This is a genomic window from Micromonospora globbae (assembly GCF_003610785.1).
GTDB lineage: Bacteria > Actinomycetota > Actinomycetes > Mycobacteriales > Micromonosporaceae > Micromonospora > Micromonospora globbae.
The window spans coordinates 16,100-42,700 of sequence record NZ_RAQQ01000024.1; the positions used below are offsets into that span (position 1 = coordinate 16,100).

Annotated in this window: 21 protein-coding genes and 1 pseudogene; 8 read left to right on the forward strand and 14 right to left on the reverse strand. The window is 75.9% G+C overall.

Annotation, left to right across the window (positions count from 1 at the left end):
* Positions 1–2 precede the first annotated feature (2 nt).
* Entirely contained in the window at positions 3–518 is a 516-nt protein-coding gene (locus D7I43_RS26445; protein WP_120331289.1) for a MarR family winged helix-turn-helix transcriptional regulator, read from the forward strand.
* A gap of 93 nt (positions 519–611) precedes the next feature.
* Here the strand turns inward: D7I43_RS26445 and D7I43_RS26450 are convergent, their stop codons facing one another.
* The 3 genes from D7I43_RS26450 to D7I43_RS26460 form a co-directional block, all read right to left on the reverse strand.
* On the reverse strand, positions 612–1,478 hold the full coding sequence (locus tag D7I43_RS26450; protein ID WP_120331290.1) for a pentapeptide repeat-containing protein: 867 nt from the start codon (positions 1,476–1,478) through the stop codon (positions 612–614).
* Between the two features lie 119 nt (positions 1,479–1,597).
* Complete coding sequence (locus D7I43_RS26455; RefSeq protein WP_147427301.1) at positions 1,598–2,692, reverse strand: DUF5919 domain-containing protein; 1,095 nt, start codon at positions 2,690–2,692, stop codon at positions 1,598–1,600.
* A gap of 188 nt (positions 2,693–2,880) precedes the next feature.
* On the reverse strand, positions 2,881–3,696 hold the full coding sequence (locus D7I43_RS26460; RefSeq protein WP_120331292.1) for an SDR family oxidoreductase: 816 nt from the start codon (positions 3,694–3,696) through the stop codon (positions 2,881–2,883).
* Positions 3,697–3,834: 138 nt separating this feature from the next.
* On the opposite strand from D7I43_RS26460, the pseudogene D7I43_RS26465 reads away from it, so the two are divergent.
* Positions 3,835–4,158: pseudogene (locus D7I43_RS26465) on the forward strand (GNAT family N-acetyltransferase); the annotation flags it as partial.
* Between the two features lie 97 nt (positions 4,159–4,255).
* Positions 4,256–5,674: an RtcB family protein gene (locus D7I43_RS26470; RefSeq protein ID WP_120331293.1), complete on the forward strand. Its 1,419-nt coding sequence runs from the start codon at positions 4,256–4,258 to the stop codon at positions 5,672–5,674.
* Between the two features lie 53 nt (positions 5,675–5,727).
* Here D7I43_RS26470 and D7I43_RS26475 read toward each other — a convergent pair whose 3' ends face one another.
* The gene (locus D7I43_RS26475) at positions 5,728–6,156 is read right to left on the reverse strand and encodes an archease (protein WP_120331294.1); all 429 of its coding nucleotides are present in this window, start codon (positions 6,154–6,156) and stop codon (positions 5,728–5,730) included.
* A gap of 180 nt (positions 6,157–6,336) precedes the next feature.
* On the opposite strand from D7I43_RS26475, the gene D7I43_RS26480 reads away from it, so the two are divergent.
* On the forward strand, positions 6,337–7,869 hold the full coding sequence (locus D7I43_RS26480; protein WP_120331360.1) for a multicopper oxidase family protein: 1,533 nt from the start codon (positions 6,337–6,339) through the stop codon (positions 7,867–7,869).
* 79 nt (positions 7,870–7,948) lie between these two features.
* Complete coding sequence (locus tag D7I43_RS26485; protein ID WP_120331295.1) at positions 7,949–8,551, forward strand: MBL fold metallo-hydrolase; 603 nt, start codon at positions 7,949–7,951, stop codon at positions 8,549–8,551.
* Here D7I43_RS26485 and D7I43_RS26490 read toward each other — a convergent pair.
* Both D7I43_RS26490 and D7I43_RS26495 read right to left on the reverse strand, forming a co-directional pair.
* Complete coding sequence (locus D7I43_RS26490) at positions 8,518–9,297, reverse strand: B3/B4 domain-containing protein (protein WP_120331296.1); 780 nt, start codon at positions 9,295–9,297, stop codon at positions 8,518–8,520. The genes D7I43_RS26485 and D7I43_RS26490 overlap by 34 nt on opposite strands.
* A 9-nt stretch (positions 9,298–9,306) precedes the next feature.
* Positions 9,307–9,918 carry a LysE family translocator gene (locus D7I43_RS26495; RefSeq protein WP_120331297.1) on the reverse strand — a complete coding sequence of 204 codons (612 nt, stop codon included), beginning with the start codon at positions 9,916–9,918 and terminating at the stop codon, positions 9,307–9,309.
* A 67-nt stretch (positions 9,919–9,985) separates the two neighbouring features.
* Here D7I43_RS26495 and pdxR point away from each other — a divergent pair, with 67 nt between their 5' ends.
* The gene (gene pdxR / locus D7I43_RS26500) at positions 9,986–11,548 is read left to right on the forward strand and encodes a MocR-like pyridoxine biosynthesis transcription factor PdxR (RefSeq protein WP_120331298.1); all 1,563 of its coding nucleotides are present in this window, start codon (positions 9,986–9,988) and stop codon (positions 11,546–11,548) included.
* Between the two features lie 15 nt (positions 11,549–11,563).
* Here pdxR and D7I43_RS26505 read toward each other — a convergent pair whose 3' ends face one another.
* Positions 11,564–12,703, reverse strand: coding sequence for a LacI family DNA-binding transcriptional regulator (locus tag D7I43_RS26505; protein WP_120331299.1), 1,140 nt, complete (start codon positions 12,701–12,703; stop codon positions 11,564–11,566).
* A 147-nt stretch (positions 12,704–12,850) separates the two neighbouring features.
* On the opposite strand from D7I43_RS26505, the gene D7I43_RS26510 reads away from it, so the two are divergent.
* On the forward strand, positions 12,851–13,453 hold the full coding sequence (locus D7I43_RS26510) for a CGNR zinc finger domain-containing protein (protein ID WP_120331300.1): 603 nt from the start codon (positions 12,851–12,853) through the stop codon (positions 13,451–13,453).
* A 183-nt stretch (positions 13,454–13,636) separates the two neighbouring features.
* Here D7I43_RS26510 and D7I43_RS26515 read toward each other — a convergent pair whose 3' ends face one another.
* Both D7I43_RS26515 and D7I43_RS33805 read right to left on the reverse strand, forming a co-directional pair.
* Positions 13,637–15,301, reverse strand: a complete 1,665-nt coding sequence (locus tag D7I43_RS26515) for a right-handed parallel beta-helix repeat-containing protein (RefSeq protein WP_120331301.1) — start codon at positions 15,299–15,301, stop codon at positions 13,637–13,639.
* Between the two features lie 158 nt (positions 15,302–15,459).
* Positions 15,460–17,046, reverse strand: a complete 1,587-nt coding sequence (locus D7I43_RS33805; RefSeq protein WP_120331302.1) for a M28 family peptidase — start codon at positions 17,044–17,046, stop codon at positions 15,460–15,462.
* Positions 17,047–17,380: 334 nt separating this feature from the next.
* Between D7I43_RS33805 and D7I43_RS26525 the strand changes: the two genes are divergently transcribed.
* A complete protein-coding gene (locus tag D7I43_RS26525; RefSeq protein ID WP_120331303.1) occupies positions 17,381–19,462 on the forward strand; it encodes an NPCBM/NEW2 domain-containing protein in 2,082 nt (693 codons plus the stop codon).
* Positions 19,463–19,529: 67 nt separating this feature from the next.
* On the opposite strand, the gene D7I43_RS26530 is transcribed toward D7I43_RS26525, so the two are convergent.
* The 5 genes from D7I43_RS26530 to D7I43_RS26550 form a co-directional block, all read right to left on the reverse strand.
* Positions 19,530–20,324, reverse strand: coding sequence for an alpha/beta fold hydrolase (locus tag D7I43_RS26530; protein WP_120331304.1), 795 nt, complete (start codon positions 20,322–20,324; stop codon positions 19,530–19,532).
* Positions 20,325–20,450: 126 nt separating this feature from the next.
* Positions 20,451–22,862, reverse strand: coding sequence for a tetratricopeptide repeat protein (locus D7I43_RS26535; RefSeq protein ID WP_120331305.1), 2,412 nt, complete (start codon positions 22,860–22,862; stop codon positions 20,451–20,453).
* Complete coding sequence (locus tag D7I43_RS26540; RefSeq protein ID WP_120331306.1) at positions 22,859–24,628, reverse strand: ABC transporter permease; 1,770 nt, start codon at positions 24,626–24,628, stop codon at positions 22,859–22,861. Before D7I43_RS26540 ends, D7I43_RS26535 begins: the two co-directional genes overlap by 4 nt.
* Positions 24,625–25,899: an extracellular solute-binding protein gene (locus tag D7I43_RS26545; protein WP_120331307.1), complete on the reverse strand. Its 1,275-nt coding sequence runs from the start codon at positions 25,897–25,899 to the stop codon at positions 24,625–24,627. Before D7I43_RS26545 ends, D7I43_RS26540 begins: the two co-directional genes overlap by 4 nt.
* Positions 25,896–26,522, reverse strand: a complete 627-nt coding sequence (locus D7I43_RS26550) for an ATP-binding cassette domain-containing protein (RefSeq protein WP_158610158.1) — start codon at positions 26,520–26,522, stop codon at positions 25,896–25,898. The genes D7I43_RS26545 and D7I43_RS26550 overlap by 4 nt, the downstream gene beginning before the upstream one ends.
* Between the last annotated feature and the right edge of the window lie 79 nt (positions 26,523–26,601).

Consider the following 26,601-nt stretch of genomic DNA (forward strand, 5'->3'; position numbering starts at 1 on the left):
TTATGTATCTACCCGACGGTGGTGCGACGAACCTCCTCGGCGCGCTGGCGCTCCTCGTCGGCTCGCGGATGCGGGCGGCGGTCACCGGGCCCGCGGGCGCCGGCGGGGCGCTGGCCGAGGCGCTGGTCGTCCTGAAGGACCAGCCCGGCGTGACCGCCGAATGGCTCCGCCAGGTACTCGGCCTCACCCAGCCCGGAGCGGCCCACCTCGTCCGGCGCCTGCGCGAGCAGGGCTGGCTGGAACGCCGGCCCGGCCCGGACGCGCGCAGCCGCGCCCTGCACCTGACCCCGGCGGGCGTCGCGGCGGCGCGGGACGTCCTGCGGGCCCGCGAGGAGGTCCTCGCCGACCTGCTGGCGCCGCTCGACGCCGAGCAGCGGGAGCAACTCGCCGGCATCGCCCGGACCCTGCTGCGCCACGAGGTCACCGACCGGCGCAGCCTCGCGTACCTCTGCCGGCTCTGCGACCGCGCCCACTGTCCGGCCTGCCCGGTCCACGCGGGCCTGCGCGAGGAGCCCTGACCCCCTCCCGCCCCGTCGATCTTGCACTTTCGGCCCCCGATCTGCGGCGTTCGTCCCGTATGCCGGGGCAGAAACTGCAAGATCGCGGAGCTGTCAGCGGGGGCGGCGGGGGCGGCGGCGGGTGGGGACGAGCGGCAGGCTCGTCCAGTGCGGCGGGCGGCGCAGGCGTGCCGGCAGCGCCGTGCGCGCGTCGCCGCGCGCCGCGTCGAGCTGCGACTGGTGCACGAAGAGGGCGCGGGACAGGTCCGCCCCGCGCAGGTCGGCGCCGCGCAGGTCCGCCCCGGTGAGGTCGGCCAGGTGCAGGTCGGCGCCGCGCAGGTCGGCGCCGATCAGCAGCGCTCCCCGCAGGTTGGCGCGGCGCAGGTCGGCGCGGCGCAGGTCTGCCCCGAACAGGTGGGCGCCCCGGTGGTCCGCCCCCGGTCGCCCGCCGCGGGACCGGGCCGCGTCACCGGCCCGGGACAGCAGCGGGTTGACGCGGTCCCGGTACGCGCCGACGTCCACCGCCAGCAACTCCTCCGGGCTGCCGGCCGTGACGCGCTCGGTCTCCGCGCGGGCCCGCTCCAGCTCCCCGCGCAGCGCCGCCGGCGGGTCCAGCGCCAGCGCCTCGGTCAGGTACCAGAGCAGTTCGTGCAGCGGCCGCATCACCGCGAACGTGTCGAACATGAGCGTCGCCGTCTCGGGCGCGGCCCGCCAGTCCCGCCCGCCGAAGGTGACCTGGGCGACCTGCTGCCCGGCGCCGAAGCAGTCGAAGACCGTGCAGCCGGGAAAGCCCCGCGCGCGCAGCTCGGCGTGGATCCCGCACCGGTTGTCGGCGCGCAGGTGGGTGCAGGGCCGTCCGGCGGGCTTGTCGACGGCGAAGTCGGCGGACGCCGCGAAGGCGGGGGCGACGCAGCAGAGCCCGAAGCACCGGGCGCAGTCGGCGCGCAGGTCGTCCCGCGTCGACCGCGACGTCTCCGACATGCTGACCGTTCTCCTACCGCTCGACCCGGACGGCCGGCGTGGACGTGCGGGCCCCGCCCCATTGTCCCGCCCCGCGGGGACTCCCGGCGCCGCAGGGGTCGGTCGACGCCCGCCGCCGGTCAGCGCGGGTCGGCGGCGGCGGGGGAGCGCGGCCCCGGGGCACGGCCGTCGGCCGCCCGCTGCGGCGCCAGGCACAGGACCGTCCGGCCGCCGTCGGCGCGCCCGTACTTCTGGTCGAAGTGCCGGGCCACGGCCGCGCGGTCGCCGTCGGCCGGCTCCACGAGCGCGAACACCCGCGGGGCGGACCGGGGCGTACGCGGCAGCCGGGCCCGGGCGGTCAGCGGCCCGCTCAGCCGCAACGCTCCGCAGTCGATGTAGTGCCGCTCGTCGACCACCACGTACGGCACCTGCACCTCGGCCACGTCGGACTCCCCGTGGCGCAGGGTCACCGTGGTCGACCAGTACCGCTCCAGCGGCAGGGTCGCCTGGTCGTGCTCCCACAGCTCCTCGAAGCGGGCGTGCACGAACCCGCCCCACGGGCTGTCCATGTCCACCTCGAGCTGCGGGACGTTGAACGACAGCTTGCCGATCGGGAAGAACGAGATGAGGGCCTGCCCGTCCCACTGGTAGAGCTGGATCGACGGCGACGCGTCGTAGATGCGCACCTGGAACCGGCCGCGCTCCTCGGGCGTGAGGTCACCGGCGAAGGCGGCCAGGTGGCGCAGGTTGGCCCGGATCTGCCGGGGGACGTTCACCCGTTGCCGCTCCAGTTCCTCCGAGCGTTGCTGCGCCGCGGTGCAGTCGGGGTCGAGCAGGAGCAGCTGCACCTCGGCGCCGCTGCCCAGGGCCGCCCGCATGGCGGCGAGGGTCGCCTCCCGGTGCCGGTCCTCGAGGAGGATGGTCCAGGTGTCGAGGATGCGGACCCGCCGGCAGCTGCCGCGCAGCCGGGCGACGAACGCCTGCTGGTCGAAGCTCAGGTGCTCCTGCACGCGGGCCTTGCGGGCCTCCTCGAACAGCGGGTCGAAGATGACGTACGAGATCGCGGCGAGCACCACGCTCGCGCCGAGGTTGAGCAGCAGGTCGCTGAGGAAGCCGCTGCTGCGCCACGCGGCCAGCAGCATGACTGCGGCCGCGCCGAGCAGGCCGCCACCGGTCACGAACGCCCTCCGCTGCCGGGGCGTACGACCCCCGCGCCAGCCGTCCGCCCGCCGCATCCGGCCCCCTTCCGGCCCGGCCGCCGGTGCCGGCGCCGGTGATCACGTGGAACGACGAGAGGATACGTGCCCGCTTTGGCGATCGCTGTCCCGTTCGTGACCACGGCCCGCGGTCGTCGTCCGGGCGGTTCGGCGGCTGGGGGCCGCCACGGCCGCCGCGTACGCCGGCGTCGACCCGGAGGGAGGGGTCAGCTCGGTGCGACGCGCCGCCAGTCGTCCGTGGTGAGCGCCGCCGCCTGGGGGCCCATCATGAGCATGCCGCCGTCGACCGGCCAGGACGCGCCGGTGACGTACGCGGCGGCGGGTGAGGCGAGCAGCGCCACGACGGCCGCCACCTCCCGGGCGTCACCCGGCCGCCCCACGGGTATGCCCGGGCGTTCCTGGGTGAACGGGTCGACGTCCTCCTGCCCGGTCATCGGGGTGGAGATCTCGCCCGGCGCCACCGCGTTGACGGTGATCCCGTCGGCGGCCAGCTCCTGTGCCATGACCTTGGTGAGCAGCCCGAGGCCGCCCTTCGCCGCGCAGTACGCGGCCGACCCGACGCGCGGCGCGTGCTCGTGGACGCTGGTGATGTTGACGATGCGCCCGCCCCGGCCGGCCGCGCGCATCCGGCGGGCGGCCCGCTGCGCGCAGAGGAAGGGCCCGTCGAGGTCGACGGAGAGCACGTCGCGCCACTGCTCCCAGCCGGTGTCGACGAAGGGGACCGACGCGCCGGTGCCGGCGTTGTTCACGAGCATCCCGACACCGCCGAGCCGGTCGGCCAGCTCGTCGACGACTCCCGCGGCGTCCGGCAGCCGGGTCAGGTCCATCTCGGCGACCTCGCAGCGGCGGCCGGCGGCGCGCACCCGCGCGGCCGTCCGATCGGCGCCGGCGGGGTCGCCGTACCAGGTGATGCCGACGTCGAAGCCGGCCTCGGCGAGGGCCACCGCGCAGGCCTTGCCGATGCCGGAGTCCGCGCCGGTGACGATGGCGATCCGGGGATAGTCCTCGAAGCGTGCGGGCATGCCGGGCGCAGTACCCGGTTGCGTGCGGCGGAATCACCCGTCGGGCCGGCGGACCGGTGCGGCGGCGACGCCCCGGGCGCGTCGTGCGATGATCCCTGGCCGGAGTGCGGAGGGCCGGTGGCGGCCGAGGGGGTGCGCGTGCAGGTACGGCGGATCGGGCCGGAGCTGGTCGAGGCGGCGGCCGACGTCCTGGCCGACGCCTTCGAGGGGTACGCGTGGACCACCTGGACGGTCGCCGCGGACCGGCACCGGGAGCGCCTCGCCGCGCTGTTCACGCTGACGATCGGAACGGTCGGCCTGCCGTACGGCGACGTGTGGGCCGCCCTCGACGCCGACGGGCGGCCCGCCGCCGTGGCGGTGTGGATGCGGCCGGACCGCCCGGTGCCGGACGAGGTCTGGGCGGCCGTGGCCGCCCGCGACGCCGAACTGGCCGGCGACCGGTACCCGGACATGGCGCCGGCCGCCCGGCGGCGACGCGACCGGCGGACCGCGGGCGTGACGCGGCGGGGGCGTGGAGCGGCGCGGGTGTAAGCGCGGCCGCCCCGGGTAGCCGAGCGGCATGCAGCTGGTGGAGGAGTCGCCGTACCGGTTCCGGATCGACCAGCAGGACCCGATGCGGGTGCCGGGCGTCGTCTTCGCGACCCGGTCGCTGCTGCCCGACGCGGGCGCGGACAAGTCCCTCGACCAGGTGGCGAACGTGGCGACCCTGCCCGGGATCGTCGACGCCTCGTACGCGATGCCGGACGTGCACTGGGGCTACGGGTTCCCCATCGGCGGGGTGGCCGCGACCGACGTCGCGCACGACGGGGTCGTCTCGCCCGGCGGTGTCGGCTTCGACATCTCCTGCGGCGTGCGCCTGCTCGCCGCCGACCTCGACCGCGCCGAGCTGGCGCCCCGGATGGAGGGCGTCATGGACGGGCTCGCCGCGTCGACCCCGCGGGGCATGGGCAAGGGCGCCGTCTGGCACCTCACGGACCGGGCGGAACTCGACGGGGTGCTGCGCGGCGGCTCCCGCTACGCGGTGGAGCGCGGCTTCGGCGTCGAGCGGGACCTGGAGCGCTGCGAGGACTACGGGGCCGTCGACGACGCGGACCCGCACGCGGTCAGCGACCGCGCGGTGGAGCGGGGCGCCCGCCAGGTGGGCAGTCTCGGCTCCGGCAACCACTTCCTGGAGGTGCAGGCCGTCGAGGAGGTGTACGACGACGCCGTGGCGACCGCGTTCGGCCTCCACCCCGGCCAGGTCTGCGTGATGATCCACTGCGGGTCGCGCGGGCTGGGTCACCAGATCTGCACCGACTACGTGCGGGGCATGGAGAAGGTGATGTCGCGCTACGGCATCCACGTGCCGGACCGGCAGCTCGCGTGCGCGCCGGTGTCGTCGCACGAGGGCCGGGCCTACCTGGGGGCGATGGCGGCGGCGGCGAACTACGCCCGCGCCAACCGGCAATTGCTCACCGACGCCGCCCGGAAGGTCTTCGCGCGGGAGACCGGGCGCGAGCTGGATCTGGTCTACGACATCTCGCACAACCTCGCCAAGATCGAGGAGCACGACGTGGACGGCGTCCGGCGCCGCCTCTGCGTGCACCGCAAGGGCGCGACCCGGGCGCTGCCGCCGGGCCACGAGGACCTGCCCGCCGACCTGCGCGACGTGGGCCAGCCCGTGCTCATCCCCGGCTCGATGGGTACCGGCTCGTACGTCCTCACCGGCGTGCCCGGCTCGCCGGCGTTCGCGTCCACCTGCCACGGCGCCGGCCGCGTCCAGAGCCGGAAGCAGGCGGTCAGGGCCGAGAAGGGCGCCGACCCGCGGCGGCAGCTGGAGGCGCAGGACATCGCCGTACGCGGTGTCTCCCGGCGAGGGCTGGCCGAGGAGATGCCGGCGGCGTACAAGGACGTGACGGCCGTGGTGGAGTCCGCCGAGGGCGCCGGGTTGTGCCGGAAGGTGGCCCGGCTCGTGCCGATCGGGGTGGTCAAGGGCTGACGGCCGCCCGCGCGGGCCGATCCCCGCCCGGCGGACGCGGTGTACCCGCCGGGTCAGACGTCCAGGGTCACGGCGCACGACCAGCCACCGGTGTCCGGCCCGAAGCGCAGCTCGTGCAGGGACACGGCCTTCGGCACCGCGCCGACCAGCTCGACGTCCGCGGTGCCGGTCACGCGCCAGCGCACCCGCAGCCCGCCGCTGCCGTCGTCGGTCACCTCGGTGGTCAGTGGCAGCTCGTCGGCCGTGTCCATCCGGAAGATCACCTCGTCGAGGACGCTCACCAGCAGGTCCGCGTCGTCCCCGGCCGGCGCCGCGAACTCGCGCTCGGCGCCCGGCCGGGCGCCGGCGGTGTCGGTGAAGGTCTCGACGAGCGCCGTGACGGCTTCCGCCACGCAGTCCTCCCGGGTCGGCGCCCACGCCTCGATGCGCACGTCGGCGGTGTGCGGCACGCACCGGTGCCCCCGCTCCGCTGGCTGCTCCATTCCCCGATCATCCGGTACGGCCCGCCGGCTGACCGGCCGTCCACCACTCCGAGACGACCGGGCGTCCCGGACGTGGCTCCGGGGGATCCCGGAGCGGTCCCGGAAACCCCGCGCGGGAGGTGGCCCGCCGCCCAATAAGAAGAGAGGCTACAGGTAGCCAATCTTCTGGAGGTGACCGTCATGCCCGTCCGGCGACGTTCCGCGCGCCGCATCCTGCTCGGCGTCCTCGCGGTCGTGCTGGTCGTCTGTTGCGGCGGCGTCGCGGTGGCCGGCTGGGTCGTCGCCCGCGGCGGCACCGACACGGTCGGAAAGGTCGACTTCGTACGGCCGCTGGCCGTGCCGCCGCTGGCGACGTCCCGGACCGACGAGCGGGGCCGCCGCGTGTTCGACCTGCTCGCCCGTGACGGCCGACGCGACTTCCGGGGTGACGGCCGGCTGACCCGCACCGCGGGCTTCAACGGCGACTTCCTCGGCCCGACGCTGCGGGCGAAGCGGGGCGAGGAGGTGGTCGTCAACGTCGTCAACCGGCTCACCGAGGAGACCAACGTGCACTGGCACGGGATGCACCTGCCGGCCCGGATGGACGGTGGCCCCCACCAGTTGGTCCGCCCCGGAGCCACCTGGTCGCCGACGTGGCGGGTGGACCAGCCGGCGGCCACCCTCTGGTACCACCCGCACCCCCACGGCCGTACCGAGGAGCACGTCTACCGGGGGCTCGCCGGCATGTTCATCCTCGACGACGACCGGGAGGCGGCGCTGCCCCTGCCCCGCCGCTACGGCGTGGACGACATCCCGGTGATCGTGCAGGACCGGTCGTTCTCCCGCAGCGGCCAGTTCCGCAAGACCCGCAACATGATCTCCAGCATCGGCGTGCTCGGCGACACCCTGCTCGTCAACGGCACCGTCGCGCCCTACCTCGACGTGCGCACCGAGCGGGTACGACTGCGGCTGCTGAACGGGTCGACGGCCCGGACGTACGACTTCGGCTTCGCCGACGACCGCGCCTTCGCGCTGATCGCCACCGACGGCGGACTGCTCGACCGGACCGCCCGGCTGCACCGCGTACGCCTCTCGCCCGGTGAGCGGGCCGAGATCGTGGTGGACGTGCGCCCGGGGGAGCGGACCACACTGCGCAGCTTCCCGCCCGACCTCGGCGCGGACGCCCTGAGCCGGCGCTTCGCCGGCGGCGTGGACCGCTTCGACGTGCTGCAACTGCGTGCCGCGTCCACGCTGGCCGACGCGCCGCCGGTGCCCGACGCGCTGGTGCCACCGGACCGGCTCGATCCCGCCGCGGCGGCGACCACCCGGTCGTTCGTGCTGAGCGGCCGGACGATCAACGACCGGTCGATGGACATGGGACGGATCGACGCCGCGGTGACCCGGGGCAGCACCGAGATCTGGGAGGTGGTCAACCGCGACGGCACACCGCACAACTTCCACGTCCACGACGTGCAGTTCCAGGTGCTGTCGGTCGACGGTGGCGCGCCGCCCCCGGAGCTGTCCGGATGGAAGGACACCATCTTCCTCCCTCCACACCGGCCGGTGCGCCTCATCATGCGGTTCACCGACCACAGCGACCCGGACATGCCGTACATGTTCCACTGCCACCTGCTGTGGCACGAGGACGCCGGGATGATGGGCCAGTTCGTGGTGGTCGAGCCCGGCCAGCGACCCGGCCGCCCGCCGGCCGGCGGCCACGCCGGGCACGACTGACCGCGGGCGCCCACGCGGGGCACGACCAACGGCACGCGGGGCGCGACCGACCCGGCCGGCGGCGCGCTAGGGTCACCCGGTGAAGATCACGAAGTTCACCCACTCCTGCGTCCGCATCGAGCACGACGGTGGGGTGCTCGTCATCGACCCGGGAACGTGGAGCGAGCCGGCGGCCCTGGCCGGCGCGGACGCCGTCCTGGTCACCCACGAGCACAGCGACCACGTCGACGCGCTCCGCCTGGCCGGCCTCGGCGTGCCGGTGTACGCCCCGGAGGGCGCCCACCTGCCCGAGCTGGGGTCGGCGCCGGTGATCCCGGTACGCGCCGGCCAGCGGTTCACCGCCGCCGGTCTCCCGGTCGCCGCGGTCGGCGGGCGGCACGCGGTCATCCACGACGGGCAGCCGGACTGCGTCAACCTCGGCTACCTGGTCGGTGACGACGTCTACCACCCGGGTGACTCGCTGCACGTGCCGGACGAGCCCGTGGGGACACTGCTGATCCCGGGCCACGGGTCGTGGATGCGGCTGAGCGAGGCCATCGAGTTCGCCCGGGCCGTGGGCGCGCCCCGCGCGTACACCATCCACGACGCGCAGGTCAACGAGCGCGGACTGGCCAGCGTCACCGGCTGGTTCGCCGAGACCGTCCCCGGCTACCGCCACCTCGCGCCGGGCGAGACCGCCTGACCGGGACCGGGCCGGCCGGCCTCCGGGTCCGCCCGGCCCGCCGGCGCCTCCTCCGGGACGTCGAACGCCGGCGCGGCTCCGGTCAGCACCGCGTGCGCGCCCGGCGTCGCCCCGATCGCGGCCAGTTCCGTCCGTAGCGTGTCGACGAGCCGGGCGACGTCCGCACCGGCCGTCTGGTGCAGCCCCTCGGCCACGATCAGCACCCGCGACGTCTGCGCCCGTACCGCCGACCAGCCGCTCTGCCGGTTGGTCCAGCGCCGCGCGTGGGCGCGCCCCGCCGCGTCGGCGAACGTCACCTCGCCGGGCTCCGGGTGTTCGACGCCGCCGGCGAAGGTCACGTACTCCTCGTCGCCGCGGGCGTGCCGCACCGTGAGGTCCCCGCTGATCCGGTCGGTGTCCAGCACGGCGACCGGGACGGCGTACGCCACCGAGATCGCGTTGCAGAGGTCCACGAGCGGATGCACCCGGGGCAGCTCGCCGTCGAGCCGCAGCCGTCGCAGCAACGCCTCCGCGGCGCACCGGTACTGCGTCGGCTTCAGGCCCGTCGCGGCGAAGGCCCGCCGCCACGCCTGGATCTCCGGGAAGCCCGCCTCCGGACCGGTCGCCAGACGGGCGCGGGCGCGGTCGGTGAACGCCTCGACCCGCGACGCCACGGCGAGGTCCGTGGTGATGCCGGCGGCGACCACGACGCCGGCCACGAGGTCCGGGAAGGCCGCCCGGACCGCGGCGGAGTGCTGGAAGCGCACAGGATGCTCCTATCGGTCGGTGAGGACGAGCGAGACGCCGAGCGCCACGAACGTGCCGGCGACGGTACGGCGCAGCCAGGCGGTGACCCGCGGGCGGGCGAGCACCCGGTCCCGCACCGCGGCGGCGGCCACCCCGTAGCCGCTGAACACCACCAGGGTGAGCAGCATGAACACCAGACCGGCCCCGAGCATCCCGCGGGTGGCACCGGCGCCCGCCGGATCGACGAACTGCGGCAGGAACGCCACGAAGAACAGCGTCGGCTTGGGGTTGAGCAGGTTCACGAGCACCGCGGTGACGATCACCCGCAGCGCCGAGCGGGGCGTCGGGTCGGCCGTCGGGGTGAACGCGGTGCGGTCCCGGATCGTCGACCAGGCGACGTAGAGCAGGTACGCCACCCCCGCGTACTTCACCGCGTGGAACGCCGTGGCGCTGGCCGACAGCAGGGCGGCCAGCCCGGTGACCGCCGCGAGCAGGTGCGGCACCGTGCCCAGCGTGCACCCGACCGCGGCGATGAGGCCGGCCCGGGCTCCCCGGGACAGCCCGGCCGACAGCGTGTAGATCACCCCGGTGCCCGGGGTGACGACCACGACGAGCGTGGTGACCAGGAATGCGATGCTCACGACGATCCTCTCCGGTGCGGTGGCGGCACGTGTCGCCCCCGCACCACTCTGCTGGCAGGATGGTCCGATGAGCAGGGCCAAAACGCACTCGCGCGACAGGTCCAAAAGCGGGGCCGCCGGCGGTGCAGTCGTCGCCCCCCGCGACGGCCTGCGCCGACCGGGCGGCACGACGGCGACGCCCCGCGCCGCGGGATCGGACTTCCTGCACCTCGACATCGCCGAGGCGCCGCCGGGCGGGCGGGCCGCCTGGCTCGCCGACCGCCTGCGCGAGGCGATCGGCGACGGGCGGGTCCCCGTCGGCGGTCGGCTGCCTCCCACCCGGGTTCTCGCCGCCGACCTCGGCGTCTCCCGGGGCGTGGTCACCGAGGCGTACCAGCGGCTCGCGGAGGAGGGGCGCATCACCGGTCGGGGCCGCGCCGGCACGGTGGTGGTCGCCGCCCCGCCGCCGGCCCGCCCGGCCGTCACGGTCGCCCCGCCCGCCCCGGCCGCGCTCTTCCCGTCCGCGCCGGGCAGCGACGTCTTCGACGCCGTACGCACCCTGCCCGCGCGGATCGACCTGACCCCCGGCGTGCCCGACCTGGCGGCGTTCCCCCGCGCGGACTGGCTGCGCGCCGAGCGGGCCGTGCTGCGGCGGCTCGCGGCGGCCGACTTCGGGTACGGCGACCCGTGCGGCGCGCCGGCGCTGCGCGCCGCGGTGGCCGCCTGGCTGGCCCGCAACCGGGGCATCGCCGCCGACCCGGCCGAGGTGGTGGTCACCGCCGGGGTGTCCCAGGCCCTCGGCCTGCTCGCCCAGGCGCTGCGCGCCAGCGGCATCGACCGGATCGCCGTGGAGGAGCCGGGGTCGCTCGGCGTACGCCAGCACCTGAACAACTGGGGCATGGCCACCCCGCCGGTCGCCGTGGACGCGGCCGGGCTGCGGGTGGACGACCTGGCCGCCACCGGCGCCCGCGCCGTCATGCTCACGCCCGCCCACCAGTTCCCGACCGGCGTGGTGCTCGACGGCGACCGCCGACGCCGGCTCGTCCGGTGGGCCCGCGACGGCGGGCTGATCGTGGAGGACGACTACGACGCCGAACACCGCTACGACCGGCCGCCCGTACCGGCGCTGCGTGGCCTGCTCCCGGAGCACGTCTGCTACGCCGGCAGCGTGTCGAAGCTGCTCGCCCCCGCGCTGCGGGTCGGGTGGCTGCTCGTACCGCCCCGCTACCGGGACGCCGTGGTGGCCGCGAAGCGCAACGCCGACCTCGGCACCTCGGTGCTGCCGCAACTGGTGCTCGCCGAGCTGATGACCACCGGCGCCCTGGAACGGCAGTTGCGGCTGCTGCGCCGCCGCCACGTACGCCGCCGTGACGCGATGGTCGACGCGGTCGCCCGGCACCTGCCGGGCGCGAGGGTGCACGGCGCGGCGGCCGGCCTGCACCTGATGCTCACCCTGGACGGCCCGGTGGCCGACACCGACCTGGCGGCCGCGGCCCTGGACCGTGGGGTGAAGGTGCACCCCCTGTCGTGGCACTGCCAGCGGGAGCACCCGCCGGGGCTGGTCCTCGGCTACGCCGCCAACTCCGTCACCGACATCGAGGAGGGCGTGGCGGCGGTCGCCGCCGCGTGGCGACGGCTGCGCGGCCGGTGACGGGTGCCGACGGGGTCACGCCGGGACGCGCGGACCGCCGGCCGCCGCCGCCCCGTCGCCCGCCCGCGGGGTGTGCGGCGCCGTCTCGCGGTGCGGCACGCTCCCGCGCGGACACGCCCGGACGGTTCCGCCCGGCAGCTCCGGCGCGCTCTCGCGCGGCGACGCCGGCCTGCTTCCGCCCGGTGGTGCCGGCGCGCTCTCGCGTGGCAGCACCGTGTGTGGGGCGACGATCTCGGCCGGCGGGAGGTCCGGGCAGGCGATGCGGGCGACGATCCGGGTGACGGCGGCCCGGGCGATGACCTCCGCGTCCGGGACGACGGTGCTCAGCGACGGCCGGACGTACCGCCCCTCCTCGGTGCCGCCGAACCCGATGACGGCCACGTCGTCCGGCACCCGTAGTCCGGCGTCGGTGGCGGCGCGTATCGCGCCGACCGCGAGCGGGTCGCTGTAGCAGAAGATCGCGTCGGGGGGCGGGTCGTGGGCGAGGAGCGACCGGGCGGCGTGGTAGCCGTCCGTCCGTTCCGGCCGAGCCGTGGCGCGGACGTAGGCGGCCGGAGCGTCGATCCCGGCCCGCCGGAGGGCCTGCCGGTAGCCGGCGGTGCGGGACCGGGACGGCCCGGGGTCGGCGCCGATGGCGGCGATCCGGCGGCGCCCGAGGGCCAGCAGGTGCGCGGTGGCGTCCCGGGCCGCCCGGACCATGTCGACGCCGACCCGGTCGCAGCGGTCGTCGCGGCCCTCCCCGAGCAGCACGAGCGGCGTGCCGGCGGTGACCTCGGCGTCGAGCACGTCACGCGGTGGGGCGTTCGTGCCCAGCAGGATCCCGTCGGCCGGGACGTCGCGCCATGCCGCCGTGACGCCGCGAGCGGGCCCGCGCGGCGCGACGACGACCCGGTGGCCCCGCTGCGCGGCGGCGCGGAGGATCGCGCGCGCCACCTCGTCCAGGTGCGGGGTGTCGACGACGAGGGCGAGCAGGCCGGTGCGGCCGGTACGCAGGTGCCGGGCGGCCAGGTGGGGGCGGTAGCCGAGCTGGCCGATGGCGTCGCGGACCCGCCGGCGCAGCGCGTCACTGACGCCCGGGCACCCGTTCACGACATTGGACACCGTCTTGGCCGAGACCCCGGCGAGCCGGGCCACGTCCTTGAGGGTGACCCCCATCGCGCCTCCTCCCGCTCGTCCGCACGCCGCGCCGGTCACCGCGCCCTCTACACCGGCGAAACGGTTTCGCTGGTGTAGCCACGACGCTCGCAGAGGCTGTTACACCTGTCAAGGCGTTACGGTGGTGTCGAGATCGAGGAGGCGGCGGTGCACGACGAGGAGGCGCGGGTCCCACCGGCCGTCCGGCTGGTGCGGGACTTCGTGAACACGTACGAGCCGCAGGTGGACGAGGAGGCCCTGACCGCGCCCGAGCGGCTGCGCGACTGGTTCGCCGACCGGGGGCTCGTCCCGGCCGACGCGCGGCTGCGTCCCGCGGACCTCGCGTTGGCCATCACCGTCCGGGAGGGGCTCCGGTCCGTGCTGCTCGGCCACGCCGGCCACCGTGCCGACCCGGCAGCCCTCGCGGACCTCGACCGGGCCCTGGCCGCGGTGCCCGTACGGATGACGTTCGCCGACGGGGGCCCACGGCTGGCGGCGGCCGGCGGTGGCGCCCTCGGATCGGCGCTGGCCCAGATCCTCGACGCGGTGCGGCGCTGCGCCGAGGAGCAGACGTGGACGAGGCTCAAGGTGTGCGACCGCGACACCTGCCGCTGGGCCTACTACGACGCGTCCCGCAACCAGGCCCGGCGCTGGTGCTCGATGGCCGGGTGCGGCAACTACGTGAAGATGCGGCGCGCCTACGCCGCCCGGAAGCGGCGGACCGGCGCGGCATCCGGCCAGGATCCCGCCGGCGTCGACACGACCCCGTGAGGGCGGGCGCGGCCCGCCGGTGACGGGGCCCGCGCCGGCCCGACGGTGACGCGGCCGGCGCCGGCCCGACGGTGACGCGCGCGCCGGCCCGGCGAGGGAGCCCGGCGCGGGCGGGGAGGTTACGAACGGGGCGTGGCGGCGTCGGCGTCCCGGGCCGGACGGCGCACACCTCGCGGAGTGCGCTCAGGGCTCCCCGTGGTTGCCCGCCCAGTGACCGCCCACCGCCGGGCTGTCCGCCTGGATGGGGACGGCGTTGCCGTCCAGGTCGTTCTCGACGACCCGGCAGTTGAGGCAGCTTCCCCGCTCGGTGATCCACAGGCCGTGGGTCTGCGTGCCGGGGCCGTTGTCGCGGATCAGGTTGCCGCGGATCGTGAGGGAGTCGACGGTGGCGTTGAGCGTGACGCCGGCCCGGTTGGCCGGCGGGTCCGGCAGCTCGTACGGGGTTCCGGGCAGCGGGGTGTCGGCGCTCCAGCCGGTCCGGACGCCGGGGCGCACCGGCGCGAGGGTCAGGGTGTTCTCGTCGTTGGCGGCCACCACGGCGTACCGGTCGCCGACGCGCAGCACCTTGCCCCGGTGCCCGTCCTTCGGCCAGGACGCCTCCCGGTCGATGACGGTCGTGTCGCTGTAGCGGACCGACCCGCCTCCGCCGCTGGTCGCGGGCGCGCACTGGCGGCCGTTGTTGCGGACGCGGTTGTTGATGACGACGCTGTCGCGCAGCGGCCGGTCGAAGCGGAGCCCGTCGAGGCTGTTGCCCCAGATGTCGTTGCTCTCGATGACGATCTCCTCGGCGGTGGTCTGGTCACCGTCGCCGAGGTCCTGGTGGTGGTAGCCGTAGCGGCCGTTGCCGCTGATGCGGTTTCCGCGCACCGTGTACGGGCCGCACGTGTTGCCGATGCTGACGCCGTCGCGCAGGTTGCCGTCGATGACGCAGTCGGTGAGCAGCCCGCCCTTGCCGGGGATGCCGGTGGTGCCCTTGGCGGAGACCTGGAAACCGGCCTCGAGGTTCCCGGTCATCGTGCAGCCGGTGACGATGAGCCCGTCGGCGCCCCAGTCGGAGATGCCGAACCGGTTGCCCTGCGCGTGGCACCCGATGATCCGGATGCCGCGCGGCTGCGGGCTCGCCGCGTTCTGCATCTCCAGGAAGATGCCGTTGGTCGCGTTGCCCACGGCGCTGCAGTTGGTGATCGTCAGCCGTTCCACGCTGCCCCACCCGCCGACGCCGATGCCGATGCCGGCGCCGCCCATCTCGAGCCCGCTGTCCAGCCGGCCGCACCCGACGACCCGTACGGCGTCGATCAGCGTGTCCTGGAGGAAGTCGCAGCCGAACCCGGTGGCGGCCGTGTGGTGGATGTACAGGTTGCGGAAGAGGCCGCCGATCACGTACTGCAGGCCGAGGCCCTTGGCGAGCGGGCTGTAGGCGGCCGTCGACACGCCCGACCCGTCGATCTCGAAGTCGGCGAACGTGCAGTAGGCCAGGTGCCGGTCCGGGCTCGCGCCGTGCAGTTGCGCCGTGTAGAACGCGAGCGGCACCGGTTCGGCCCGGTTGCCCTCGTTGCTGAGGAGGAACCGGGTGGCGCCCGGCCCCGCGCCCATCAGCGACACCCCGCTGCGCCACACCGTGCCGGCGTCCCGGATCAGGTAGACGCCGGGAGGGCAGTAGATGACCCGGGCCCGCCCGTCGGCGTCGTACGCGTCGCCGAGGCGGTCCACGAGCGCCGCGAGCGCCGGCTGGTCGTTGGTCGTGCCGTCGCCGGTCATGCCGTTCTCCCGGGCGTCGGACATGAGCGGCGCGCCCGCCACGGCGTGCGGGCGGATGCCGGCGGCCGTCGTGGTCATCTGCTGCGGCATGGCCCCCTCCTCTGTGCCGAAGGTACGGCCGGCCGCCGGGCGGTGGAGTCGGAACGGAGGAGACGGGACGGCGGCGGACGGGCCGGGACGAGGGGCCCGGACCGGCGTCGTGCCGGCCCGGGCCCGTCGCCGCCGGTTCAGCGCAGGGCGTCGTCGGTTCAGCGCAGGGCGTCGCCGTGGGCGTCGTGGCTGCGGCCGGCGCCGTGCGACCTGCCGGGGCCGCGCGGCACGCCGTTCACGGCCGAGGTGTCGTACGCGAACGTGATCATCGCGGTGGCGATGGCGTCCGCGTTGACGTCGAGCGCGTACGTGTTGACGTTGCCGTACAGGTCGTACTCGGCGTCGAGTTGCGCGTACAGGCTCGCGTCGCCGCCGTCGGCGACCGGGTCCAGGCTGTCGCACGGATCGTGGTAGCACGGGTCGTACTGGGCGCCCGCCACGCCGCCGTACCGGGCAACGTCCTCGTCGGTCTTGAGCACCTCGGCGCCGGTGAAGAGCCCGCCGGCGGGGATGCCGACGGCGATGAACGGACCGTAGTCGGAGCGGCCGGTGAAGTCGGCCGGGTTGGTCGGCAGCCCGCGGCTGGCGAAGAAGGACTCGAAGACGTCCTCGATCTGGGCCGAGCCGGCCGGGCCGGGGCCGGCGCCGGTCTGCGCGGAGTCGTCGCCGTCGTAGACGCCGAAGACGTAGTTGGGCGAGCCGATCATGTCGAAGTTGAGGTACAGCGCGATGTCGTCGACCTGCTCCTCGCTGAGGCTGTCGACGTAGACGGTGGACCCGACGAGGTTGGCCTCCTCGGCGCCCCACCACGCGAACCGGAGCCGGTTGTTCGGCTTGACCTTGGCCATCTGCAACGCGACCTCGAGGAGCGCGGCGCTCCCGGTGCCGTTGTCGTTGATGCCCGCCGTGTCGGGCTCGGAGTCGAGGTGCGCCCCGGCCATCACCACGTTGTCGCGCCGGCCGGTGCGGCTCTCCGCGATGACGTTCTCCGTCTCGCGGACCTCGGAGGTCGTCTGCGCGGTGATCCGCACGGTGAGGTCCGGCGTGGCGGCGAACTGCTCGCCGAGGTAATAGGAGACCGACACGGCCGGGATGCCCACCGGCTCGCCGAGCGTGCCGGCGAACAGCGCGTAGCGGTCGACGTTGGTCACCGGGTCGCCGTCGCCCTGGTTCATGAGGATCGCCCCGATCGCGCCGGCGGCCTCGGCGTTGACCACCTTCTGCCCGAACGGGCAGCCGCCGCGCTGCAACAGCGCGATCCGGCCGGTCACCGCCGGCGTGAAGTCGCTCGCCTCGCAGCCCGACGTGGACGCCCGGGGCGGGGTGAGGGCGAGGTCGACCGGTACGACGAGACCCGTGACGTCCCCCGCTCCCGAGAAGTCCATGAGGTCGTAGTCGGTGCCGTCGGTGTAGCTCGTCGCCGGCGGGGGTGCCACGCGGGTGAACGTGGACCCGAACTCCTCGAAGAAGTTGAACTCGAAGGGCTGCCGGGTGACCGTGTAGCCGGCCTTCGCGAGCGTGCGTGCCACGTAGTCCGCGCTCGCGTCGTACCCCGGCAGGCCGGAGGCACGGTTGCCGCCGTTGGCGTCGGCGATGGCCTGGAACGCGTCGAGGTGGCGGAGGATCCCCTTGAGGGTGACCGCCTTCGTGAGCTTCCGGGCCGAGTTGTTGTTGGGATGGGCCTGGACCGGGCTGGCCAGCGCCAGCGATCCCGTCAGGGTCGCCGCCAGCGCCGAGGCCAGCACCCGTCGGACTCTCCGAGACACCACGATGTGCCCTCTCTCGCTGCCACGTCCGGCCGCCGTCGCCCCCGTGCCGGACGAACCTCGACCGTCGCACACGACATCGATGATCAGCACGGACGTTCGGACGAAAGCTTCGCCCGGCGAGCGGGACGACCGCGGCGCGGGTGCGGGTGGACGGTCCCGGATGGATCCCCAGTACTCGTAATTTACGAAATAATATTGACACGTCCTCGTAACCGGATGGAGGATCCGTGGCGACACGGATCAGGGGCGCGCGACCGGAGCCGGCGGCCCGCCGTCGCGCCCGCCACCCCCGGCAGCGAAGGAATCCGATGTGAAACGACACGCGCTCACCGCCCTGCTGGCCCTCACGGCCGGCCTGCTGGTCGCACCCCCACCCGCGCACGCCGCGCCGGCGACCGGCGCCCCCGCCCGGACGGCGACCGAGCAGGTGTTGAGCCCCACGCCGTACCAGGGCTGGAACACCTACTTCGGCCTCGGCGGCAACTTCACCGAACAGTCCGTACGCGAGGTCGCCGACGCCCTCGTCTCCCGCGGCCTGGCCCGGGCCGGCTACGACATCGTCTGGCTCGACGGCGGCTGGCAGGACCCGGAACCCCGGACGCCCGCCGGTGACCTGCGGGCCGACCGGACCCGCTTCCCCAACGGGCTGAAGCCCCTGGTGGACTACATCCACGCCAAGGGCCTGCGGGCCGGCATCTACACCGACGTGGGGCCGTACATCCCCGGCCGGTGCGGCCTCGGCAGCGGCGGCGGCTACTACCAGCGCGACGCCGACCAGTTCGCCGCCTGGGAGTTCGACGCGGTCAAGGTGGACTTCCTCTGCGGGATCGCCGCCGACCTGGACCCGAAGACCGCCTACACGGAGTTCGCGCGGGCGCTGCGGAACAACGCCAGCGGCCGTCCGATGATCTTCAACCTGTGCAACCCGGTCACCTCACCGGACTGGGGCGACTACCCGGAGGAGCAGCAGTCCACCTACTCCTGGACGTACGCCCCGGAGATCGCGCAGTCCTGGCGGACCTACACCGACGTGGGCTTCGTCGGTGACATCAAGTTCACCGACGTGCTGCGCAACTACGACGCGAACGCGCGGCACCCCGAGGTCGCCGGGCCCGGCCGCTACAACGACCCGGACTACCTCGCCCCGCAGCTCGGCATGACCGACGAGGAGTTCCGCACGCAGATGACGCTCTGGTCGGTGGCGGCCGCGCCGCTGGTCATCGGCAGTGACGTGCGCACCCTCAGCGCCACCTCGGTCGGCATCCTCACCGACCCGGACGTGCTCGCCATCAACCAGGACCCGGCCGTCGTCCAGGCCGTCCGCGTGGGCCCCGCCGGCACCACGGAGACCTGGGTGAAGCGCCTCGCCAACGGCGACCGCGCCGTCGTGCTGCTCAACCGCGGCGACACCCCGCGGATCCTCACGACGACGGCGTCCGCCGTCGGCCTGTCCGGGGACCGGTTCCCCCTGCGCAACGCCTGGACCGACGCGGTCACCGAGAGCGCCGGCACCATCAGCGCGGCCGTGCCCGCGCACGGCGCGGCGCTGTTCCGGGTCGGCCGGGCGCACGGCGCCCCGGGCGTCCCGCACCTGACCGCCGGTCTCCCGCAGGTGACGACGGTCGACGGCGACCCGCTGCCCGAGGGCAGCGCTCCTGTGCTCGCCGGCGGTGACGAGGTGACCGTCGAGGTGACCGTCCGCAACGACGGCGTGCGGCCCGTGTTCGACCCGCGCGTCGACCTGGCCGCGGCGGACGGCTGGGCGGTGCGCCCGACGCGCCACGCGCCGAAGCTGCTGGCCCCCGGCGACCGGACCACCGTCGCGTTCACGGTGACCCTGCCGGCCGCCGCCGCTCCCGGCGCCGCGACGCTGACCGCCACCACCTCCTACGACGTGCTCGGCTACGGGCGGCTGCGGCAGCGTACGACCTCGGCGCTCGTGGTCGCCCCGGCGCCGCCGGACGGTGAGGTCGTCCTGTCGCACCACACCTGGATCAGCGCCACGAGCGGGTGGATGAGCCCGACCGTCGACCGCAGCGTCGGCGGCGGGTCGCCGATCAGCATGCTCGGCCAGGTCTACGCCACCGGCATCGGCGTCGCGTCCCCGTCCACTGTCCGCTACTACGTCGGCGACCGGTGCGACCGGCTCACCGCTGTCGTGGGCATCGACGACGCCGTCCGCAACGTCGGGCCGGAGGGCGGCACCGCGACCTTCCGGGTCGTGGGCGACGGCCGGGTGCTGTACGACAGCGGCGTCGTGACCCGCGACGCCGTCCGCGACGTCGACGTCGACCTGAACGGCGTCCGGGTGCTCGACCTGGTGGTCGGTGACGCGGGCGACGGCGGCTACAACGACCGGGCCAACTGGGCGGGCCTCACCGCCACCTGCTGACCGACGGTCGCGCCCGGGTGACGCCGTCACCCGGGCGCGACCCGGTCGGCCGGGGGGAGCGGGGAGGTCAGCGGCCGACGCCGGCGATGATCCGGGCGAGCGCGGCCGGCTCGGCGAGGTGGGGGAAGTGACCACCGCCGGGCAGGACGTGGACGCTCACCCCGGGCAGCATCGACTCCAACCATTCCCGGTACGCCGCGGAGGGCTCCTTCCCGGCGACGTAGTGGTACGGGACGCCGGACGCGCGGATCCGTTCCAGCCTCCGCACCCACTGCGCGGTGAACGCCTCGTCCGTCGCTGTGAGGATCTCGTCCCAGTACCCGAGGAGCAGGTCCTGCCGGACGGTGGTGGCGGTGCGGACCAGCTCCTGGGCGGCAGGGTCGAGCTGGTCGACGCCCATCCCGGCCAGCAGCGTCTCCCAGAGCGCGAGGTGGTCCGGGCCGCGCAGCACCGGCTCGTTGCGCCGCACCAGGTCACCGAACGGACCCAGCAGCAGACGCTGGTCCACGTTCACCACGCCGCGGGTGGGGTGGCGGGCGGCGTACGCCGACACGATGGCGCCGCCGATCGAGTGCCCGACCATCACCGGCCGGTCGAGCCCGGCGTCGGTCACCGCGCCGTGGAGGACGTCGGCGACGTCGTCGGTGCGGTAGGAGTCGAACGCCGGGGACCCGCCGTGCCCGGGCAGGTCGAGGGCGAGCGCCCGCCGGCCCGGGTCGAGGGCGGCCAGCTCGCGCAGGGTCGGCCCCCACTGGCTCCGGTCGTACGTCAGGCCGTGCACCAGGACCACCGGCGGCCGGTGGTCGTCGACTCCGTGACTGTCGGCCGCCAGCCCACCGAACCGCCGCTGTGCGTCGCGCATCTCGTCTCCCGCCACCCCGCCGGGCCCGGGCCGGGGCCGACGTGACAGATCAGCCGATCCTAGTTCGCGCCGGGCCGGTCGAGCCCGGGTGGGTCCGGCAGTCCCCGCGCCGGCGCGGCCGGCCGGTCAGGTCTCGTGCACGGGAGCGTTCAGGCGGGCGTCGGCCGCCGTCTGGCCGGCGGTGTCGCCGACCGCCTCGCAGACGGCCGCCGCGTCGACCCAGTGCCGGCGCGCCTCGTCCGGGTCGCCGAGGGCGTCCGCCGCGTCACCGAGGTAGAGCAGCGTACGGCCCAGCCCGGCGGTGGGCCGCCCGCCCTCGCGCAGCCGCCGGCTCTCGGCGAGCAGCTCGTACGCCTGCCGCGCCCGCCCGGCGCCAGGTCGCGCCCCGGGGCTCCCATCCTGCGCCGCCGAGCCGCTGGCCAGCATCGTGGCGCCGGCGTTGAGCAGCGCCGCCGCCCGGCTGGTCGCGTCGTTCACCGACTCGTACTCGCGCAGCGCCGCCCGCCACGCCTGCGCCGCGTCCAGGTGCTCGCCGAGACCCGCATGGACCAGCACCAGGTTCGTGAGCGCCGCCGCGTACCCGCGGGCGTCCCCGAGGGCGCGGAACGTGTTGGCGGCCCGGACCAGGTGGTGGTGCGCGGCCTCCAGTTCGCCCCGGGCCAGCCGGGCCGCACCCAGCCCCAGGTCGGTGAGCGCGTGCCCGGCCCGGTCCGCGCCCGAACGGTGCCGCCGGGACACCTCCAGGTGCTCCACGGCGTCGTCGAGCTGGCCCAGGTCGAGCAGGGCCAGGCCGAGGTTCATCCGGGCCTGGGCGGTGCCGCGCCGCCCGCGTTCGGCGACCGCCAGGGTCAGCGCGGCGGCGGCGCCCTGCGGATCGTGGCGGCGCCGGCGCAGCACACCCAGCTCGTTGTGCGCCCAGCCGGCGATCTCCGGCCGGTCGTCGGCCGTCGGCGTGGCGAGCACGGTGCGGCACACCTGCTCCCACTCGTCCAGCCGCTCGGCGTGCGCGAGCCAGCCGCAGAGCGCCACGGCGAGCCGGAACCACCACCGGCGTACGCGGCGCGGCAGCGTCTCGGCCGCGCCGGCCGGCACCCGCACCACCGCGAGCAGCAGCTCCTGGTGCAGGTCGAACCAGCCGTACGGGTCGTCGTCCAGCGGCAGCGACCACTCCCGGTCCGGCGGCGACCCGAGCGCGGCGAGGTTGGTCACGTGCCGTTCGGCCCGCCGGGCCAGGTGGCGGGTCAGCCGGGCCTGTGCCGCCACCCGGCGGCGCACCGGTTCCGCGTCACGCAGGTGCAGCCGGGCGTAGTCGGCGAGCAGCGGGCGGATCTCGTACCGGTCGCCGGGCGCGCCGACCACGAACGCGGCGGCGGCCAGCTCGTCGAGGAGCGTCGCCACCTGATCGGGGCGGCGGCCGGCCAGCGCGGCGATGGCCGGCCGGTCCACCGGCGCCGGGGTGAGCGACATGAGCCGGTAGAGCCGCCGCGCCTCGGCCGACAGCGCCCGGTACGCGGTGTCCCGCTCGGTCACCAGGCGGGCCGCCGGCGACACGCCGACGCGCTGGTGCGGGGGCGTCTCCACGGCCCGGCGCAGGGCGTCGAGCACGTCCGCGTGCCGCCAGCCGTGCTGCGCGGTGCGATAGCCCAGCGCGCGGACGGTCCGGGGCTGCCGCCCGCACAGGTCCACGATCGACCGCACGGCCGGGTCCGTGCGCGGATCCGCCCGGCGGGCCCGGGCGGCCGGCGCGGCCTGACCGGCGGCGGCGAACAGCTCGACCGCCTCCGCCGGGCCCGGCTCGGCGATCCAGTGCGCCACCACTCCGTCGAGCCCGGTGAGGGCGGGACCGCCGGCCAGCAGCAGCCGGCAGGTGCGCGCGGTCGGCGGCAGCAGTGGCCGGACCTGCTCCGGCCGGTCCACGTTGTCCAGCACGAGCAGGATCTTGCGGCCGTCGAGCTGCCCGCGCAGCGCGTCCGCGGCCCGGGCGAGCGCGTCGGCGCGGCCGGAGACCGGGGGCGGCGTGCCGAGGATCCGGGCCAGCGCCGTGAGCACCTGGCGTGCCGAGGCGGGACGCCCGCCGCGGCGCAGGTCGAGGTAGTAGTGCCCGTCGGGGAAGTCCTCCCGGCACAGGTTGGCCGCCTGCACGGCGCACGCCGACGTGCCCACACCCCGCCGGCCCAGCACGGCCACGGCGTGCTCGCGGGCTAGCAGGCCGACGACGGCCGCCACGTGCTCGGCCCGTCCGGTGAAGCCGGCCGGGTAGGGCAGGGTGGGGCCGCCGGTGGCGGGCGCCGCCACGACGTCCGTCGGCTCGGCGCCGACCTGCCGGTCGGCCCGCCGACGGCGCACCTCGAAGATCACCCAGCCGATCCCGCCGCTGACGGCGACGGCGATGCTGGCCGGTCCGAGGACGCTGCCGGCCAGCTCGGAGAGCAGGTTGCTGGCCAGGTTGGCGACGACCCCGCTGACGAGCGTGCCGACGGCGACCAGCACGGGCCACCGGGACGGCCGGCCGCCGCCGGGGCCGGTCGGGGCGCTCACCGTACGCCCCCGGAGACGAGGCCGGCGACCAGTTGCCGCCGGGCCAGCACGACGAGCACCACCGGCAGCACCGACGCGATCACGGAGCCGGCGGCGAGCACGCCGCTGCCCGCCACGAAGCCGCGCGTCTGCCCGGCGAGGAAGAGGCCCAGCGGTGCCGCGTCGGGGCCGCTGAACAGCAGCCCGACGACCAGGTCGTTCCACACCTGCACGAACTCGAGGACCGACACGGCGAGGATCGCCGGCCGGCACTGCCGTGCCAGGCGGCGCAGCGTGCCCCACCAGTTGCGTCCCGTCAGGCGGGCGGCACGCACCCGGTCCGCCGGCAGGTCGGCGAAGGCGTTGCGCAGCACCAGCACGGCGAACGGCACGCCCAGCGCCACGTGCACGAGGGCCAGGCCGCGGGCGGTGCCGGAGGACAGCACCACCCCGAGCACCTCGTTGACCGGCCCGGCGATCACCTGCACCGGTACGACGACCGCGGTCATCAGCAGCAGCCCGGTCACCTGCGCGGCCGGCCCGGTCAGCCAGGCCAGCGGGTACGCGGCGAGCAGCGCGACCACGAGCACCGTGGCGGTCACGCCGGTGGCCAGCAGCAGGGTGAACGCGAGCAACCGCCACAGCTCCCCGCCGGTGACCAGTTCCCGGTAGGAGGCGAGGCTGGGCGGCGCGGACCACCAGCCCCGCGCCGCCGCCTCGACGGGCCCGTGCAGCGACGTCGCCACGAGGACGGCGAGCGGCACGAGCCAGGCCACCGCGGCGCCGGCCGCGAGCAGCCGCAACGGCCGCCGGGGCGGCGCGGACGCCGGATCCGCCTCGGGCGGGTCGACGGCCCGCGGCGGTGGCCACGCCTGCCGGACGAAGAGCGCCGCCACCAGCATGCCGGCGGCCACCGCCACGAGCCAGATCACGCCGAGCGCCGCGCCCTCCCCGGTGGTGGTGCCCCCGGACGTCTGCCACACCCGCAGGGCCAGCACGGACGCCTCGTCGCGCACCGAGCCCGGCGTCATCACGAGGATGAGGTCGAAGGTCCGGCTGGTGCCGAGGGCGACCAGCGCGAAGACCACCGCGACGGTACGCAGCAGCAGGGGCCGCCACTGCGCGTCCCACAGCACGTGCCGGCGGCCGCCGCCGTAGGCGCGGACCGCGTCGGCGAGGCTCGACGGCAGCCGGTCCAGGGCGGCGCGGAAGACGAGCACGGCGAGCCCCACCCACGCCCAGACGAAGGCGGACATCAGCGCCACGGTGACCAGGCCCGGGCCGAGCAGCTGCGGAACAGCGTCCCCGGTGTGCCCGGTCAGCCGTGCGGCGATCAGCGTCGCCAGTCCACGGGACGGGTCCGGGTCGTACATCAGGCGGAACGTGACACCGGTGACCACCAGCGGCAGCGCGGTCGGCACCACGAGGATCAGCCGGACCAGCCCGCCCTCCTGGGAGCGGCGGGACGCGGCGGCGAGCAGGTAGCCCAGCCCGGTCACGACGGCGGGGACGAGCAGCGCCCAGAGCAGCGTACGGCCGACCACCGCGCCGGTGCCGGGCGCGGCCAGCGCGGCCCGGAAGTGCGCGGCGCCCACCCAGCGCCCGTCGCTGGTGACGCTGGCGTGCACGGTGCGCAGCACCGGCCAGAGCACCAGGCCGCCGAGGAGCAGCGCGGCGGGCAGCAGCAGCGCCGACGTGGCCCCCGCCGCCGGGTAGGCCCGCCCGCGGCGGGGCGGCCCGACGTCGTCGAGCACGACCGGTTCACCGAGCACGGGCAGCCGGCTCATCGACCACCACCCGCGTTGCGTGCTGCCGCCGCCAGCTGGCGGGTCGCCCGGCGGACCGCCTCGGAGGCCCGTACGCCGCCGGTCACGTCGGCGAAGAAGTCCTGCATGATCCGCCAGATGCCGACCCCGTCGGAGCCGGTGAACGGCCCGGGCAGCCGGTCGGAGAGGTCGAACCGCAGGGTGCCGGCGGTGCGCATCTCGCGCGCCAGCCGCCGGCGCACCGGGTCGGCGTACCGGTCGAGCGGGACGACGGTGTCCGACAGGTAGCCGCCCGCGCGCAGCCAGGGCGCGAACGCGTCCGCCCCGGTGAGCCAGCGGACGAAGTCGACACCGGCGCGGGAGCCGGCGAAGGCCACGGCGGCGTCGCCGCCCACGATGAGCGGGCCGTCACCGGGCCGGCTGCCGGGGAACCGGAACGCCGCCGGCTCCTCCGGCCCGCGCCGGAAGCGGCGGACCACGCTGTCGGCGAAGTCGCCCTCGAACGCCATCACCGCCCGCCGGGTGTGCACGACCTGGATGATCGACTCCTCGTACTGGGTGAGCAGGGCGCGGCGCCCTCCGCCCGGGAACGCGCCGTCGACGCTCCAGATCTCGGCGAGCCGGTCCAGCGTGTCCCGGACCGGCCGGCCCGCCCAGTCGGCGTCCGGGCCGGCGAGGGCGTCGTAGCCGTCGGGCGCCACGTCGGCGAGCACGTTCTCGAACCAGTCGGTGAGGACCCAGCCGTCGGCCGCGCCGATCGCGAGCGGGGCCGGGCCGCCGTCGCGGCGGGCCCGCGCCGCGAGCCGGCGGGTGAGCGCCACCAGGTCGTCCCAGGTGGCCGGTGGCTGCGGCAGCGCCGACGGCAGGTGCCAGAACAGCGACTTGTGCGCGGCCTTCACCCAGACGCCGTAGCGCCGCCCGCCGCTGTCGAGCAGGGCGGCGAGGCCGTCGGGGACGCCGTGGCCGGGCGCCGGGGTGAGCGGGCTGAGCCAGCCCCGCCGCGCGTACTCGGTGACGAGGCCGGGCCGGGGGAGGATGGCCACGTCCGGGCTGGTGCCCGCGAGCTGCCGGGCCCGCAGGAAGGCGTCGATGTCGTTGCCGGCGCTGACCACGTGCACCGGGGAGCCGTAGCGGGCCACCACGGCGCGGAACGGGGCCAGCTCCCCGCCGCTCCAGACGACCGCCACCTGCACGCCCCGCCCGCCGCCGGCGCAGCCGGCCGTGGCCGCGGCGGCGCCGGCGGCGGCCGCGCGCAGCAGCGTCCGGCGGCGCAGCCGCCCCGGTGCGGTCACCGCCCCACCGCCTCGCCGAGCAGGTCGACCTGCTCGGGGATCTCGTCGAGCGTCGTGGGGTCGGCGGTGCAGACCAGCACGGCCACGCCGGGGGCCTCCGGCGGGGAGAGCCGGGGGACGAGGTCGGCGAGCCGTCCACCACCGGCCATCCCGGACGGCAGGTCGACGACGAGCACCTCGGGCAGGCAGGCGGCGGCGCGCGCCAGGGCCACCCGGAACCGTTGGGCGTCGGAGAGCAGGTGGGGCAGCAGCGCGAGGGTGGGGGTCAGCTCCAGCCGCTCCACCACGGTCGCCGCCCAGTCGTCGGCCATCTCGCGGACCCGCTCCCGCTTGCGCTGGCCGTACTCGATGTTGCGCCGCACGGTCAGCTGGGGCAGCAGCGCCCCGCCGGCCGGCACGTACCCCATCTGGCGGCGCGGGGGCGGCAGGTCGGTGACGTCCCGCTCGCCGACCAGGATCCGGCCGGACCGCGGCGGGGCGAGGCCGACCAGCACGCGGGCGACCGCGGTGCCGATCCGGGGCGGTGCCACGAGGGCGGCCATCCGGCCCGCCGGTACGTCCAGGGTCACCGGCCCGGTGCCGGGGACGGCGACCAACGCGCGCAGCCGTAGCGTGACCCTCACCTCCGGTGATGTCGATCCCGTCCCAGGGTGGCACATCCCGCCGACCGTCGATGCCCCGGCGGCTCCACTGTGGATCTTC

What these genes read in the sequence shown, in the direction of transcription:
- D7I43_RS26530 (WP_120331304.1), bottom strand. Translation starts at nt 20,324, where the DNA reads ATGCGCGACGCACAGCGGCGGTTCGGTGGGCTGGCGGCCGACAGTCAC.
- D7I43_RS26505 (WP_120331299.1), bottom strand. Translation starts at nt 12,703, where the DNA reads ATGGGGGTCACCCTCAAGGACGTGGCCCGGCTCGCCGGGGTCTCGGCC.
- D7I43_RS26455 (WP_147427301.1), bottom strand. Translation starts at nt 2,692, where the DNA reads ATGCGGCGGGCGGACGGCTGGCGCGGGGGTCGTACGCCCCGGCAGCGG.
- D7I43_RS26450 (WP_120331290.1), bottom strand. Translation starts at nt 1,478, where the DNA reads ATGTCGGAGACGTCGCGGTCGACGCGGGACGACCTGCGCGCCGACTGC.
- D7I43_RS26475 (WP_120331294.1), bottom strand. Translation starts at nt 6,156, where the DNA reads ATGGAGCAGCCAGCGGAGCGGGGGCACCGGTGCGTGCCGCACACCGCC.
- D7I43_RS26470 (WP_120331293.1), top strand. Translation starts at nt 4,256, where the DNA reads ATGCAGCTGGTGGAGGAGTCGCCGTACCGGTTCCGGATCGACCAGCAG.
- D7I43_RS26515 (WP_120331301.1), bottom strand. Translation starts at nt 15,301, where the DNA reads ATGCCGCAGCAGATGACCACGACGGCCGCCGGCATCCGCCCGCACGCC.
- D7I43_RS26445 (WP_120331289.1), top strand. Translation starts at nt 3, where the DNA reads ATGTATCTACCCGACGGTGGTGCGACGAACCTCCTCGGCGCGCTGGCG.
- pdxR (WP_120331298.1), top strand. Translation starts at nt 9,986, where the DNA reads ATGAGCAGGGCCAAAACGCACTCGCGCGACAGGTCCAAAAGCGGGGCC.
- D7I43_RS26460 (WP_120331292.1), bottom strand. Translation starts at nt 3,696, where the DNA reads ATGCCCGCACGCTTCGAGGACTATCCCCGGATCGCCATCGTCACCGGC.
- D7I43_RS26540 (WP_120331306.1), bottom strand. Translation starts at nt 24,628, where the DNA reads ATGAGCCGGCTGCCCGTGCTCGGTGAACCGGTCGTGCTCGACGACGTC.
- D7I43_RS26480 (WP_120331360.1), top strand. Translation starts at nt 6,337, where the DNA reads ATGCCCGTCCGGCGACGTTCCGCGCGCCGCATCCTGCTCGGCGTCCTC.